The organism is Aliidongia dinghuensis, from assembly GCF_014643535.1.
Lineage (GTDB): Bacteria > Pseudomonadota > Alphaproteobacteria > ATCC43930 > CGMCC-115725 > Aliidongia > Aliidongia dinghuensis.
In genome coordinates this window covers 106679-119580 of the sequence record NZ_BMJQ01000010.1, presented here as the reverse complement: position 1 = coordinate 119580, position 12902 = coordinate 106679, and the positions used below count along the sequence as shown (strand labels likewise).

Sequence of the window (12902 nt, the reverse complement as noted above, 5' to 3'; positions counted from 1 at the left end):
ACAGGGATCGGCAGATGAAGAACAGCGGCAACGAGACCACCGACAGGCTGTGGGGTGGCCGGTTCCGGGCAGAGCCGGCGCCGGAACTGACCGCGTTCTCGCGCTCCGACGAGCGCTTCTTCCGCCTGGCGCCCTACGATCTCGCCGGCTCGCGCGCCCATGCCCGGGAGCTCGAGCGGGCCGGCATCCTCGATGCGGGCGAGCTCGGCCAGTTGCTCGCCGGCATCGACCGGCTGGAGGCGGCGGTCAAGGCCGGCACGGTCAAGCCGTCGGCCCGCGACGAGGACGTGCATACGTTCCTCGAGCGCGTGCTGACCGAGTGGCTGGGCCCCGTCGGCGGCAAGCTCAGGGCCGGGCGCTCGCGCAACGACCAGGCGGCGAACGACCTCAAGCTTTACCTGCGCGACAAGGGCCGGGCCATGGCGGGCCTGGTGCTGGACCTGCAGGCCGCCCTCGTGGCGCAAGCGCACCAGCATGTCGAGACGCTCTCGGCCGGCTTCACCCATCTGCAACCGGCCCAGCCGGTCGTGTTCGCCCATCATCTGCTCGCCCATGCCCAGGCGCTCTACCGCGACATCGACCGGCTCCGCGACTGGGACCGGCGCACGGCGCGCTCGCCCTTGGGGGCGGCCGCACTCGCCGGCTCCGCGATCTGCGTCCATCCGGAGCTGTCCGCCGCGGAGCTCGGCTATGACGCGCCGTGCGAGAATTCGATCGATGCGGTCGGCACCCGCGACCATGTGGCGGAGTTCCTGTTCGTCACCGGCATGATGACGGTCAATATCTCGCGCCTGGCCGAGGAAATCTGCGTCTGGACCTCGCGCCAGTTCCGCTGGGTCGAGCTCGACGATGCCTATGCGACCGGCAGCTCGATCATGCCGCAGAAGAAGAACCCGGACATCGCGGAGCTCGCGCGCGGCAAGGCCGGGCGCCTCATCGGCAATCTCACGGGCCTGCTCTCGACCCTGAAGTCCCTGCCGCTCGCCTATAACCGCGATCTGGCCGAGGACAAGGCGTCGGTGATCGACAGTCTCGACACGCTCGACCTGGTGCTGCCGGCCATGGCCGGCATGATCCGCACCATGCGGGTCAATGTCGCGGAACTGAGGCGTCAGGCGCCGCTGGGCTTCACGCTCGCGACCGAGGTTGCCGACTGGCTGGCGCTCGGCGGCGTGCCGTTCAGCACGGCGCACGAGATCACCGGCGCCCTGGTCAGGGCATGCGAGGAGCGCGGCATCGAACTTTCCGAAGCGACGCCCGAACTGATCGCGGCGGTCGACGAGCGCCTGAAGCCGGCGGTGCTGGAGCGGCTGACGCTCGAGGCGGCGGTCGCGGCGCGCGTCGGCTACGGCGGCACGGCGCCGGCGCGGGTCAAGGAGCAGATCGCGCGGCTCGAGGCCGGGCTCGAAGCACAGGCGGCCTGGGCCGCCGACTACCGGGGCCCGCGATGCTGACCGCGACCGGCGGGGCGGCGGAAGGCCCGGCCGCGGCCGAGATCGCCCATCTCCAGCATGTGCCGCGGCGCTATTGGGGGCGCTATGTCGGCGCGGCGCTGATCATCGCGTTCCTCGTCTTCCTCGTCGACGCGTTTGCCCACGGCAAGATCGAATGGGTGTTCGTCGGGCGCTTCCTGACCGTGCCGTCGATCCTGTGGGGGCTCGCCAACACCATCCTCATGTCGATCCTGGCGATGGCGATCGGCATCGGGCTTGGCGTGCTGGTCGCGATCATGCGCATGTCGACCAACCCGGTGCTGCGCGCGGTCGCGGTCGGCTACATCTGGCTGTTCCGCGGCACGCCGGCGATCCTGCAGCTGCTGCTGTGGTTCAACCTGGCGCTGGTGTTCCCGACCATCGGCATTCCGGGCCTGTTCTCGGCGCGCACGGTCGACGTCATGACGCCGTTCATGGCGGCGCTGCTCGGGCTCGGCATCAACCAGGGCGCCTATACGTCGGAGGTGGTGCGCGCCGGGCTCCTGTCGGTCGACATCGGCCAGTACGAGGCGGCGAAGGCGATCGGCATGCCGCGCCTGCTGGCGCTGCGCCGGATCATCCTGCCCCAGGCGATGCGCGTGATCGTGCCACCGGTCGGCAACGAGTTCATCGGCATGGTGAAGCTGACCTCGCTCGCGAGCGTCATCCAATATGCCGAGATCCTGCACAATGCCGAGAACATCTATTACGCCAACGCCCGGGTCATCGAGCTCTTGATCGTGGCCGGCATCTGGTACCTGGTCGTGGTCGGGATCCTGTCCTTGGGCCAGGGCCGGATCGAGGCCTATTTCGCGCGCGGCGCCGGCCGCCGGGCGGGACGGCAATGAACGCCCCAGGGACGAACGCCATCGTCCGCGCCGTCGGCCTCGGCAAGCGCTTCGGCCAGTTCCAGGCGCTGACGGACGTGACACTCGACGTGGCGCGCGGCGAGGTGCTGTGCATCATCGGCCCGTCCGGCTCGGGCAAGAGCACGTTCTTGCGCTGCATCAACCAGCTCGAGACCGTGACCGACGGGGCGCTCTGGGTCGACGACGAGCTGGTGGGCTACCGGCGCGTCGGCAACAAGCTCTATGAGCTCACCGACGCCGAGATCGCGCGCCAGCGCCTCGTCACCGGCATGGTGTTCCAGCGCTTCAACCTGTTCCCGCACCTGACCGCGCTCGAGAATGTCATCGAGGGACCGGTCCAGGTGCTGAAGCGACCCAAGGCTGAGGCGGTCGAAGAGGCGCGGGGGCTGCTCACGCGGGTGGGCTTGGCCCACAAGGCCGACGCCTTCCCGGTCGAGCTCTCGGGTGGCCAGCAGCAGCGCGTCGCGATCGCCCGCGCGCTTGCCATGAAGCCGAAGCTCATGCTGTTCGACGAGCCGACCTCCGCACTCGACCCGGAGCTGGTCGGCGAGGTGCTGGCGGTCATGCGCGACCTCGCCAAGACCGGCATGACCATGATCGTCGTCACCCACGAGCTGGGCTTCGCCCGCGAGGTGGCGAGCCGCGTCGTGTTCATGGATGCCGGCCGGATCGTCGAGAGCGGCCCGCCGTCCGAGATCCTGTCGCGCCCCACGAACCAGCGGACCGCCGACTTCATCTCGGCGGTGATCGCGTGACCGTCATGCTTCATAAGGCCCTCTCCCGCTGCCGCGGGCGAGGGTTGCTTTACCCTCGAACCTCGCGGAGTTTCCGATGAAAGCATCTTACGCGCTGCCCGTTCTGGCCCTGCTCGTCGCCTCGACCGCCCCGGCGGCGGAACTGCCGGCCGCGATCAAGGCGAAGGGCGAAATCGTGTTCGCCAACGTGCCGAACTACCCGCCGTTCGAGTTCAAGGACCCGGCGACTGACAAGCTTTCGGGCGTCGATATCGAGCTGGGCGAGGCGATCGCCGCCAAGCTCGGCGTCAAGGCGAAGTGGCAGGAGTCCGCCTTCGCCGAGATGATCAGCGCGCTTTCGACCGGCCGGGTCGACCTCATCATGTCTGGCATGACCGACCTCGCGAGCCGGCAGGACCAGGTGACCTTCGTCGACTATGTGAAGTCGGGACCGCAGTTCTACACGACCGCCGAGCATGCGGCCGAGTTCAAGGACATGGTGGCACTGTGCGGCAAGAAGGTCGGCACCAGCCGGCGCACCTCGTTCCCGACCGAGATCGCGGCGTGGAGCGACGCCCACTGCAAGCCGGCCGGCAAGCCCGCGATCGAGGTGGTCGGCACCGAAGGCTCGGCCGACGCGCGCACCCAGTTGCGCCAGGGCCGGGTCGACGCGGCCATGCAGGGCAACGAGACGATCCCCTACATGATGAGCCAGGAGCCGGGCGCCTATGCACCGATCGGCCAGGCGATCGCGGCGCAGTTCACCGGCATCGGCATCGCCAAGGCCGACAAGCCGCTGCAGGACGCGGTCGCGGCGGCGCTCGACCAGGTCATCACCGACGGCACCTACCAGAAGATCCTCGCCAAGTGGCAGCTCGGCGACATCGCCGTCGCCAAGGCGACGATCAATGCCGGCAAGTAGCGACAGGTCCACGACCGTAGACGCCCCCGTCCGCTGGCCGGGCGGGGCGCGATGCGCCGTCGCGCTCGCCTTCGACCTGGACGGCCCGACGGGCAACGCGCTCATCGACGGCTCGATCTGGCGCAACCCGTCGTTCTTCACGCTCGGCGCCTACGACGTGTGGCGGGCGCTGCCGCGCCTGCTCGACCTGCTGCGCGAGCAGGGGCTGCCCGCGACCTTCTTCGTGCCGGGCTGGGTCGTCGAGACCTGGCCCGAGCGCTGCCGGGCGATCGTGGCCGACGGGCACGAGGTGGCCTATCACGGCTACGAACATGAGGCGTTCTGGCAGCTGAGCGCGGACGACCAGCGGCGGGTCATGGCGCGCTCGCGCCAGATCTTCGAAAACCACCTGGGCGTCGTGCCGGTGGGATTTCGCACGCCGTCCGGCGACTGGGCGCCGGAGACGGCGCAGATCCTGGCTGAGGCGGGCGTCGTCTATTCGAGCTCCATGCGCGGCGACGACCGGCCCTACCTGATCGACATTCCGGGCCGCGAGCGTCCGCTCGTCGAGATCCCCGGCCGCTGGGAGCTCGACGACTACGCCTCGCTCGCCTATCAGCGCAATCCGAACTTCCCGGCCGGGCTCGACCGGATCGCGAGCTATGCCGCGACCTTCGACAATTGGCGGCGCGAGTTCGACGGCACGCACCGCGACGGGCTCTGCCTCACCACGCTGTTCCATCCCAAGGTCTCGGCCAAGCCCGGCCGGCTGCTGCTGCTCGAACGGCTGTTCGAGCACATGCGCGCGGCGGACGGCGTCTGGTTCGCCCGCTGCCGGGAGGTCGCCGACTGGTGGCTCGCGGAGGGGCACCCATGAGCATCGAGACCCCGCGCTGGCCCGGCGGCGCCCGCATGGCCGTCGTCGTCACCATCGACTTCAACGACATTCATGACATCGTCGCGCGCGAACCCTCGACCGAGGGGCGCGAGAAGACGCTGTCGGTCTGGCGCTACGGCGCCCGGCGCGGCGTCGACCGGGTGCTGGATGTACTGGATAAGCACCAGGTGCGGGCGAGCTGGTTCGTGCCCGGCCGCGTCGCCGAGGAGCATCGCGGCCTTGTCGGCCAGATCCACGCCGCGGGCCATGAGCTCGCCAGCAACGGCTATCGCTGCGAGATCTTCGACAAGCTCGACCTCGCCCAGCAGCAGGAGGCGTTCCGGCGCGGCCACGGCGCGGTGGCGGAAGCGGTCGGCGAGGCGCCGGTGGGCTTCCGCTCCGCGTCCGGCAACTGGGCGCCGGGCTTCGCCGATACGCTCCGGGCGGCCGGCATCCGCTGGTCCTCGTCCTGGCGCGGCGACGACCTGCCGTATTTCCACGAGCCGCTCGCAGCCCCGCGCCTCGTCGAGCTGCCGCTGCATTATGAGCTGGAGGACGAGCCCTATTTCGCCTTCAACCTCTATCCGCCAGTGCCGCCGGGCCAGTCGCGCATCGCGAGCTATCGGGACGTGCTCGACAATTGGCGGCAGGACTTTGCCGGCTTCCGGCGCTACGGTCTCTGCTACCTCCTGCGCCTGCATCCCGAGATGATCGGCACCACGGGGCGGATAGCCTTGCTCGATGAGCTGCTGGGCGAGCTGCGCGGCCAGTCCGACAACTGGTTCACGACCGGACGCGAAGTCGCCGACTGGTGGGCCGGGACGCAGCCGCCGAACGCGCCCGGCCATCCGGTCGAAATCTTCGCGCGCCACATCGCGGAGCTGCCGTCATGAGCGCCGCCGCGGAACTGGGCGCCTTCGCCCATGAGGTCACTTTCGCCGCCTTGCCGGAACCGGTCGTGGCGAAGACCAAGCGCCATATCCTCGACACGTTCGGCGCGACGCTCGCCGGTGCCCGTGCCGACGAGCCGCGGCGGACATTGGCCGTGCTCGATCGCGGCGAAGCGGCACCGGTCTGGGGCACGGGCGTACGGCTCGGCGCGCGCGACGCGGCGCTCGTCAACGGCATTGCGGCCCATGCGCTCGAGCTCGACGATTCCGGCGGCTGCGACCATTCCGGCGCGGTCGTGCTGCCGGCCGTCATGGCGGCGCTGGCGCTCAACGATCGCGCCGTCTCGGGCGCCGATCTCCTGGCCACGGTCGCGGTCGGCTACGACGTGGCGCGGCGGGTGCTCGAGGCGTGCGGCGGCTATGCCGCGCACAATGGCGCCGGCTGGCATTCGACCGCGACCTGCGGCGTGTTCGGCGCGGCGGCCGCGGCGGCACGCATCCTCGGCCTCGACGCGGACCAGACCGCGGCGGCGCTGGGCCATGCGGCGAGCTTCGCCGGTGGGCTCTGGGGCTTCGTCCATGAATCGGCGCAGACCAAGCGGCTTCATGCGGGCCGCGCGGCGGAGGGCGGGCTGCTCGCGGCGCTGCTCGCCGGCCAGGGCGTGTCCGGCCCGCGCTCGATCTTCGCCGACGTCTGGGGCGGCTTCTTGAAGACCTTCGCGCCCACGACGGCCGAGCCGGCGCTGCTTACCGCCGGCTTCGGCGAGCCGTGGAAGATCATGCGCTGCTCGATCAAGCCCTATGCGTCCTGCCGCGGCACCCATTCGACGGTGGACGCGGTCTCGGCCCTGCTGGACGAGCGAGGGGCCGCGGGCGGGAAGGTCGTCGGTGTCCGGGTGCGCCTCAGCCAGTTTCTCATGAACATGTGCGGCGGGCGGGATCTCGCGAGCCTTGCCTCGGCGCAGATGAGCCTGCCCTATGCGGTCGCCGCCCGGCTGGTCCATGGCGCCGCCGGCATCGACGCCTATCGGGCGGAGCGGCGCTGCGACCCGCGCATCGTCGAGACGTTCGAACGGATCGAGCTGGAAGTCGACCCGACCCAGGCAGATCTGGACGAGCCGGTGGTGACGCTCGCCTTTGCCGACGGGACGCAGGCCGAGCGCCATGTGCCGGTGGCGTTGGGCGCGCCGGCGAACCCGATCTCCGATGCCGATCTCATTGCCAAATACCGCTCGCTCGCCGGCCTGGTGCTGCCGGCGGATCGGGTGGAGGGTTTGGCGGACGCGGTGCTCGGGCTCGACTGGCTGGCCGACGCCCGCGCGCTGCTGCCGCTGCTCGCCGGCACGGGCGAAACCGGCCCGACTTTGTGCTGAAACCGTCTTGTTGGAATCTCTGGGGGAGCTTCGATCCATGAGCTGGAAACTGCCCGTCCTTGCGCTGGCCGCCGCCGCAACCCTTGCCGCAGCCGCCCAGGCCGCGGGGCTGCCGGACCGGATCGCCCAGGCGAAGACGATCAAGGTCGCGGTCAACGCGATCTATCCGCCCATGGAGTTCAAGGACCCGCAGTCGGGCACGCTCACCGGCTTCGACGTCGACCTGGGCGAGGCGCTTGCCAAGGAGCTGGGCGTCAAGTTCGACTGGCAGGAATCCGCCTTCGAGCAGCTCCTGCCGTCGCTCGCGACCGGCCGTGCAGACCTGATCTTGAGCGGCCTCAGCGACCGGCCGGAGCGGCGCGAGAGCGCCGATTTCATCGACTACTTGAATTCCGGCGCGCAATTCTTCGTGCTGGCCGAGCGGGCAGGCGAGTTCAAGGTGCCAACCGATCTCTGCGGCAAGGCCGTCGGCAGCAGCCGCAGCACCTCGTTCCCGAAGTCGATCGAGGAATGGAGCAAGGCGAACTGCGAGGCCGCCGGCAAGCCGGCGATCCAGGTGGTCGGCACCGAGGACACGGCAAGCGCGCGGCTGCAGCTGAAGCAGCGGCGCCTCGACGCGGCGGTCCAGGGCAGCGAGACCATCCCCTATGCGATGACGCTCGAGCCCAACACCTATCAGCCGCTGGGGACGCCGTTTACCAGTGTCAGCCAAGGCATCGCCTTCACCAAGCAGGATGCGGCCCTGCGCGACGCGGTGCTGGCGGCACTGAAGAAGCTCATGGCCGACGGCACCTATGCCAAGATCATTGCCAAGTGGCATCTCGAGGCGAGCGCCGCGCGCCAGATCACGCTCAACGGCGCGCCCCTGCCTTAAGTCCAGAGAGGAACATCATCATGGTCGACCAGGCGAAGCTCTCAGCCCTTCGCGCGCGCTATACCGACAACAAGGGCGGCGACATCTACGATCCGGAATTCCGCAAGGTCGCACAGTCGCAGTTCAAGGACGGCGACAAGCGCCGCATGCCGTTTGCCGGCGTTGCGACCTTCCTCGACGCGCCGTTCGCGCCGGACGCGCAGAACCAGGCCGATTTCGGCGGGCTCGACGTGGCGCTCATCGGCGTGCCGATGGACCTGGGCGTCACCAACCGGGCAGGCTCGCGCCTCGGCCCACGCGCCGTGCGCCAGATCGAGCGGATCGGGCCTTACGAGCATGCGCTGCGCATGATGCCGGCGGCGGGGCTCAAGGTTGCGGACGTGGGCGACGTGCCGTTCCGCAGCCGCTTCAGCCTCGAGGACAGCCACGAGGACATCTTCCAGTTCTACAGCCGTGTCGCGGCGGCTGGCGTCGTGCCGCTGTCGGTCGGCGGCGACCATTCGATCACCTATTCGATCCTGAAGGCGCTCGGCGCCGAGCGGCCGCTGGGCCTCGTGCATATCGACGCCCATTGCGACACGGGCGGCGCCTATGAGGGCTCGAAATTCCACCACGGCGGCCCGTTCCGCCAGGCAGTGCTCGACGGCGTGCTCGACCCGGAACGCACGATCCAGATCGGCATCCGCGGCAGCGGCGAATATCTCTGGGAATTCTCCTATGATTCCGGCATGGCCGTGATCCATGCGGAGGAGGTGCCGGTGCTCGGCATCGAGGCCGTGATCGCGCGCGCCTGCCAGGTTGTGGGCGACGGCCCGGTCTATGTCAGCTTCGACATCGACAGCATCGATCCGGGCTTCGCGCCCGGTACCGGCACGCCCGAGGTCGGCGGCCTCACGCCCCGCGAGGTGCTGGCGCTCATCCGGGGCCTGAACGGCATCGACGTCGTTGGCGGCGACGTGGTCGAGGTGGCACCGCAGTATGACGCGACCAGCAACACCGCCCAGATCGGTGCGCAGGTGCTGTTCGATCTGTTCGCGCTCGCGGCGACCACGCTCCGCGCGAAGCGCGGGATCGCCCCCTGATCACCCCAACCCGATCACGCGGAAGTGATCATCCTGCGACCGCATCCCCTCTGGCCTGGCGCGTATCCAACGCACTAGGAGAAGCCGCGTCAGCAACCAGAGGGGCGGGTATCATGATAGTTCGGGTATCGGCAGTCGCAGCTTTGGGGCTCATTGCGTCGCTCGGCACGGCATGGGCCGCCGACAGCGCACCCGCCCGGGTGCGTGGCACGATCGACCAGGTCGAAGGCCGCGTGCTGCATATCACCGCCCGCAACGGCCAGAAGCTGACCGTGACGCTTGCGGCCGATGCCAAGGTGGTCGAGGTCAGCAAGATCGATATCGGCGCCATCAAGCCGAACAGCTATGTCGGCACGGCCGCGGCCCCCCAGCCCGACGGCACGCTGAAGGCGCTCGAGGTCCATGTCTTCCCCGAGTCGATGCGCGGTACGGGCGACGGGCACCGGCCGTTCGATCTCGGGCCGAACAGCACCATGACCAACGGCACGGTCGGCAGCGTCGTCGGCACTCACGACCGGACGATCACGATCAACTACCAGGGTGGTGAGAAGACCGTGCTCGTGCCGGCCGACGTGCCGATCGTGACCTTCGAGCCCGGCACGCCCGACGAGGTCAAGCCGGGCGCCCATGTCATCCTCGCCGCCACCAAGGCGGCCGACGGCAGCCTGAGCGCCGACCGGATCAATGTCGGCAAGGACGGCTTGACGCCGCCAATGTGACGAGGGCACGAGCCATGGCCATCGCCTCCATCGACCGGGTGCCGAAGAGGCGAATCCGGATCCACCCGCTGCCGGTGCGGATCGCCCATTGGGTGAACGCTTTCGCCATGACCTGCATGATCCTGAGCGGCTGGCAGATCTATGACGCATCGCCGCTGTTCCCGTTCGCCTTTCCCCGCTGGGCGACGCTCGGCGGCTGGCTTGGCGGCGCCATTGCCTGGCACCTGGCGGCGATGTGGCTCCTGGTCGGCAACGGCTTGCTCTATGGGGTCTACGGCCTCGCGAGCGGCCATTTTCGCCGCCATTTCCTGCCGCTCACCTTGGCCTCGGTCTCGGCCGATCTCAAGGCGGCGCTGACCTTCCGGCTCGCGCATCGGCTCGGGCACTACAACGCCGTACAGCGGCTGCTCTATGCGCTGGTCCTGCTGGCGGGCGTGCTTGCGGTCACCTCGGGCCTGGCGCTTTGGAAGCCGGTGCAGCTCCGGTGGCTCTCCTGGCTCTTGGGCGGCTTCGAGGTGACGCGGCGGGTGCATTTCGTCGCGATGGCAGGGATCACGGGCTTCGTCGCCGTGCATCTGGCGCTGGTGCTGCTGGTGCCGAAGACGCTGCCGCCGATGATCACCGGCCGCGCCAAGGAGGAACCATGAGCCTGAGCAAAAGGCTGAAGCGCTCCGACGCAACCCCCGACCTCGTCCGCCTGGAGCGGCGCCTGTTCCTGCGCAACAGCCTGTCCTTGGGCGCGCTCGCCATGCTCACCGGCTGCGATCTCACCGACGGCGACGCGGTCGACAAGGTGCTCTGGGCCATGTCGCGCTGGAACGACCGGGTGCAGGCCTGGCTGTTCGACCCGGACCGGCTGGCGCCGACCTATGCCGAGAGCGACATCACCAAGCCGTTTCCGTTCAATGCCTTCTATGCCATCGACGACGTGCCCGACATCGACGGCGGCGACTGGCAGCTCGAGGTCTCGGGCCTGGTCCAGGACAAGAGCCCCTGGACCCTCGAGCGGCTGCGGACCCTGCCGCAGCAGAGCCAGATCACGCGCCATATCTGCATCGAGGGCTGGAGCGCCATCGGCCAATGGTCGGGCGTGCCGTTCCGCACGTTCCTCGAACGGATCGGCGCCGACCTTCGCGCCCGCTACGTCGGCTTCAAATGCGCCGATCGGTACTATTCCAGCCTCGACATGGCGACGGCGCTGCATCCGCAGACCATCCTCGCGCTCGATTACGGCAAGGACCCGCTGCCGCCGGAATATGGCTTCCCCTTGAAGCTGCGCGTGCCGACCAAGCTCGGCTTCAAGAACCCGAAGCACATCGCGGCCCTGTTCGTGACCAACGACAATCCGGGCGGTTATTGGGAAGACCAGGGCTACAACTGGTATAGCGGCTCCTGAGCCGTCATTCGCCGTCCCAGTAATGGACGGCATCGCGGTCGCGGCCCAGGGCCTGGAAGCTTTGCGGCTTGCCCTCGGCGTCCGGACCCAAGAGCGCCTTGACGCCGAATTTACCGGAGTCCGGGTACTCGACGACCTCCGGCAACATGCGGGTGCTGATCGCGAGATAGCGCAGCTCCTCCGTGCCGGTGTTGCGGATCTGGTGCGCCGTCTCCGGGCCACCGGGCGGGCAGGCGATGACGTCGCCCGGGCGCAGCGGGTAGGTCGCCTCGCCGATGCAGACCTCGCCCTGGCCGGCCAAGACCAGGAACATTTCCTCGTTGATCCAGTGGTTGTGGCGCGGGTAGGCGCGCTTGCCGGGCGGCAGCGCCGTCACGTTGTAGCCGAGCTTCTGCGCACCGACGCGCGTGCCCAGCTGGCCGACCAGCGGCGCATAGCGCTCGGCTGCCGGCCCGGTCGCGGCATATTCCGGGGGCATCGGCTTGAGGTCGACCTCGTCGAGGTTGAGGATCGGTCGGGTCATGATGAACTCCGAAGCAGGGTGGGGCTGTCCGGCGGATCATGGCCGGGGTTGATTGCGCGCACGGAGGCGGTCATGTTCCTGCCTTCCGCCGGAAATATCCAGCGGCTGGAGCGGCCCAAGCCGGCGGACCGAGATCACGCGCGAGAAAGACGATACCCATGTCCACCCACCACGAGACCGATGTCGCGATCATCGGCGCCGGGCCGGTCGGCCTGTTCGCCATTTTCGAATGCGGCATGCTGCGCATGCGCACGCATGTCATCGACACGCTCGACATGGTGGGCGGCCAATGCGCAGCGCTCTATCCGGAAAAGCCGATCTATGACGTGGCCGGCCACCCGGCGATCGAGGCGCGGGATCTCATCGACAAGCTCGCGCACCAGGCCGCCCCCTTCCACCCGGTCTATCACCTGGGCCAGCAGGTGACCGGGCTCACGCAGATCGAGGACGGCGGGTTCCGGCTCGAGACCTCGCGCGGCCAGACGATCGCCGCCAAGGCCGTGATCCTCGCCGCCGGCTGCGGCGCCTTCGGGCCGAACCGGCCGCCGCTCGACGGCATCGAGGCTTTCGAGGGCAAGAGCGTCTTCTACATGGTCCAGCGGCGCGAGGCGTTCCGCGGCCAGCGCATCGTCATCGCTGGCGGTGGCGATTCGGCGGTCGACTGGGCGATTTCGCTCGCCGAGGTCGCGGAGCGGGTCATGGTCGTGCACCGCCGGGCCAAGTTCCGCGCGGCGCCGGAGAGTGCGGCCCGGCTCGACCAGCTCGCCGAAAGCGGCAAGATCGACCTCGTCGTGCCTTATCAGCTCCACGGGCTCGATGGGGCGAACGGGCACTTGAGCGCCGTCGTCGTCGCCGACCTCGACGGCAAGGAACGCCGGCTCGACGCCGACGTGCTGCTGCCGTTCTTCGGCCTGTCGATGAACCTCGGGCCGATTGCGGACTGGGGGTTGGCGCTCGACCGCCATACCGTGTCGATCGACCCGTCGACCGCCGAGACCAACATCCCGGGCGTGTTCGCTGTCGGCGACATCGTGACCTACAAGCACAAGCTCAAGCTGATCACGACCGGCTTCGCCGAGGCGGCGCATGCCGCACACGCGGCCTATCCGCTGGTCCACCCGAACGAGGCACTGCATTTCGAATATTCGACCTCGAAGGGCGTGCCCGGCCTCTGACGGCGGCGCTTCAAGGG

The 12902-nt window shown here is 69.0% G+C and carries 14 protein-coding genes; 13 read left to right on the top strand and 1 reads right to left on the bottom strand.

Features of this window, described 5'->3' with window-relative positions; translation table 11 throughout:
* Nucleotides 1-14 precede the first annotated feature (14 nt).
* The 12 genes from argH to IEY58_RS19235 all read left to right on the top strand — a co-directional run bounded on the left by argH (nucleotide 15) and on the right by IEY58_RS19235 (nucleotide 11187).
* Nucleotides 15-1454 carry an argininosuccinate lyase gene (argH, locus tag IEY58_RS19290; protein WP_189048757.1) on the top strand — a complete coding sequence of 480 codons (1440 nt, stop codon included), beginning with the start codon at nucleotides 15-17 and terminating at the stop codon, nucleotides 1452-1454.
* Entirely contained in the window at nucleotides 1448-2320 is an 873-nt protein-coding gene (locus tag IEY58_RS19285) for an amino acid ABC transporter permease (RefSeq protein ID WP_189048755.1), read from the top strand. The genes argH and IEY58_RS19285 overlap by 7 nt, the downstream gene beginning before the upstream one ends.
* The gene (locus IEY58_RS19280; RefSeq protein WP_189048753.1) at nucleotides 2317-3096 is read left to right on the top strand and encodes an amino acid ABC transporter ATP-binding protein; all 780 of its coding nucleotides are present in this window, start codon (nucleotides 2317-2319) and stop codon (nucleotides 3094-3096) included. Before IEY58_RS19285 ends, IEY58_RS19280 begins: the two co-directional genes overlap by 4 nt.
* Before the next feature lie 76 nt (nucleotides 3097-3172).
* Nucleotides 3173-3997 (top strand): ABC transporter substrate-binding protein, encoded by an 825-nt coding sequence (locus IEY58_RS19275; RefSeq protein WP_189048751.1) that lies wholly within the window; start codon nucleotides 3173-3175, stop codon nucleotides 3995-3997.
* Nucleotides 3984-4853: a polysaccharide deacetylase family protein gene (locus IEY58_RS19270; RefSeq protein ID WP_189048749.1), complete on the top strand. Its 870-nt coding sequence runs from the start codon at nucleotides 3984-3986 to the stop codon at nucleotides 4851-4853. The genes IEY58_RS19275 and IEY58_RS19270 overlap by 14 nt, the downstream gene beginning before the upstream one ends.
* The gene (locus IEY58_RS19265; RefSeq protein WP_189048747.1) at nucleotides 4850-5746 is read left to right on the top strand and encodes a polysaccharide deacetylase family protein; all 897 of its coding nucleotides are present in this window, start codon (nucleotides 4850-4852) and stop codon (nucleotides 5744-5746) included. The genes IEY58_RS19270 and IEY58_RS19265 overlap by 4 nt, the downstream gene beginning before the upstream one ends.
* The gene (locus IEY58_RS19260) at nucleotides 5743-7116 is read left to right on the top strand and encodes an MmgE/PrpD family protein (protein WP_189048745.1); all 1374 of its coding nucleotides are present in this window, start codon (nucleotides 5743-5745) and stop codon (nucleotides 7114-7116) included. The genes IEY58_RS19265 and IEY58_RS19260 overlap by 4 nt, the downstream gene beginning before the upstream one ends.
* A gap of 37 nt (nucleotides 7117-7153) precedes the next feature.
* Nucleotides 7154-7990, top strand: a complete 837-nt coding sequence (locus IEY58_RS19255) for an ABC transporter substrate-binding protein (protein WP_189048743.1) — start codon at nucleotides 7154-7156, stop codon at nucleotides 7988-7990.
* Nucleotides 7991-8010: 20 nt separating this feature from the next.
* Nucleotides 8011-9072 carry an agmatinase gene (gene speB, locus IEY58_RS19250; protein WP_189048741.1) on the top strand — a complete coding sequence of 354 codons (1062 nt, stop codon included), beginning with the start codon at nucleotides 8011-8013 and terminating at the stop codon, nucleotides 9070-9072.
* A gap of 113 nt (nucleotides 9073-9185) precedes the next feature.
* Nucleotides 9186-9791 carry a hypothetical protein gene (locus IEY58_RS19245; protein ID WP_189048739.1) on the top strand — a complete coding sequence of 202 codons (606 nt, stop codon included), beginning with the start codon at nucleotides 9186-9188 and terminating at the stop codon, nucleotides 9789-9791.
* Between the two features lie 14 nt (nucleotides 9792-9805).
* A complete protein-coding gene (locus IEY58_RS19240; RefSeq protein WP_189048737.1) occupies nucleotides 9806-10438 on the top strand; it encodes a cytochrome b/b6 domain-containing protein in 633 nt (210 codons plus the stop codon).
* On the top strand, nucleotides 10435-11187 hold the full coding sequence (locus IEY58_RS19235; protein WP_189048735.1) for a molybdopterin-dependent oxidoreductase: 753 nt from the start codon (nucleotides 10435-10437) through the stop codon (nucleotides 11185-11187). Before IEY58_RS19240 ends, IEY58_RS19235 begins: the two co-directional genes overlap by 4 nt.
* Before the next feature lie 4 nt (nucleotides 11188-11191).
* Here the strand turns inward: IEY58_RS19235 and IEY58_RS19230 are convergent, their stop codons facing one another.
* Nucleotides 11192-11710, bottom strand: a complete 519-nt coding sequence (locus IEY58_RS19230; RefSeq protein ID WP_189048733.1) for a cupin domain-containing protein — start codon at nucleotides 11708-11710, stop codon at nucleotides 11192-11194.
* A gap of 152 nt (nucleotides 11711-11862) precedes the next feature.
* Between IEY58_RS19230 and IEY58_RS19225 the strand changes: the two genes are divergently transcribed.
* Nucleotides 11863-12885 carry an NAD(P)/FAD-dependent oxidoreductase gene (locus IEY58_RS19225; protein ID WP_456057525.1) on the top strand — a complete coding sequence of 341 codons (1023 nt, stop codon included), beginning with the start codon at nucleotides 11863-11865 and terminating at the stop codon, nucleotides 12883-12885.
* The last annotated feature ends 17 nt before the right edge of the window (nucleotides 12886-12902 follow it).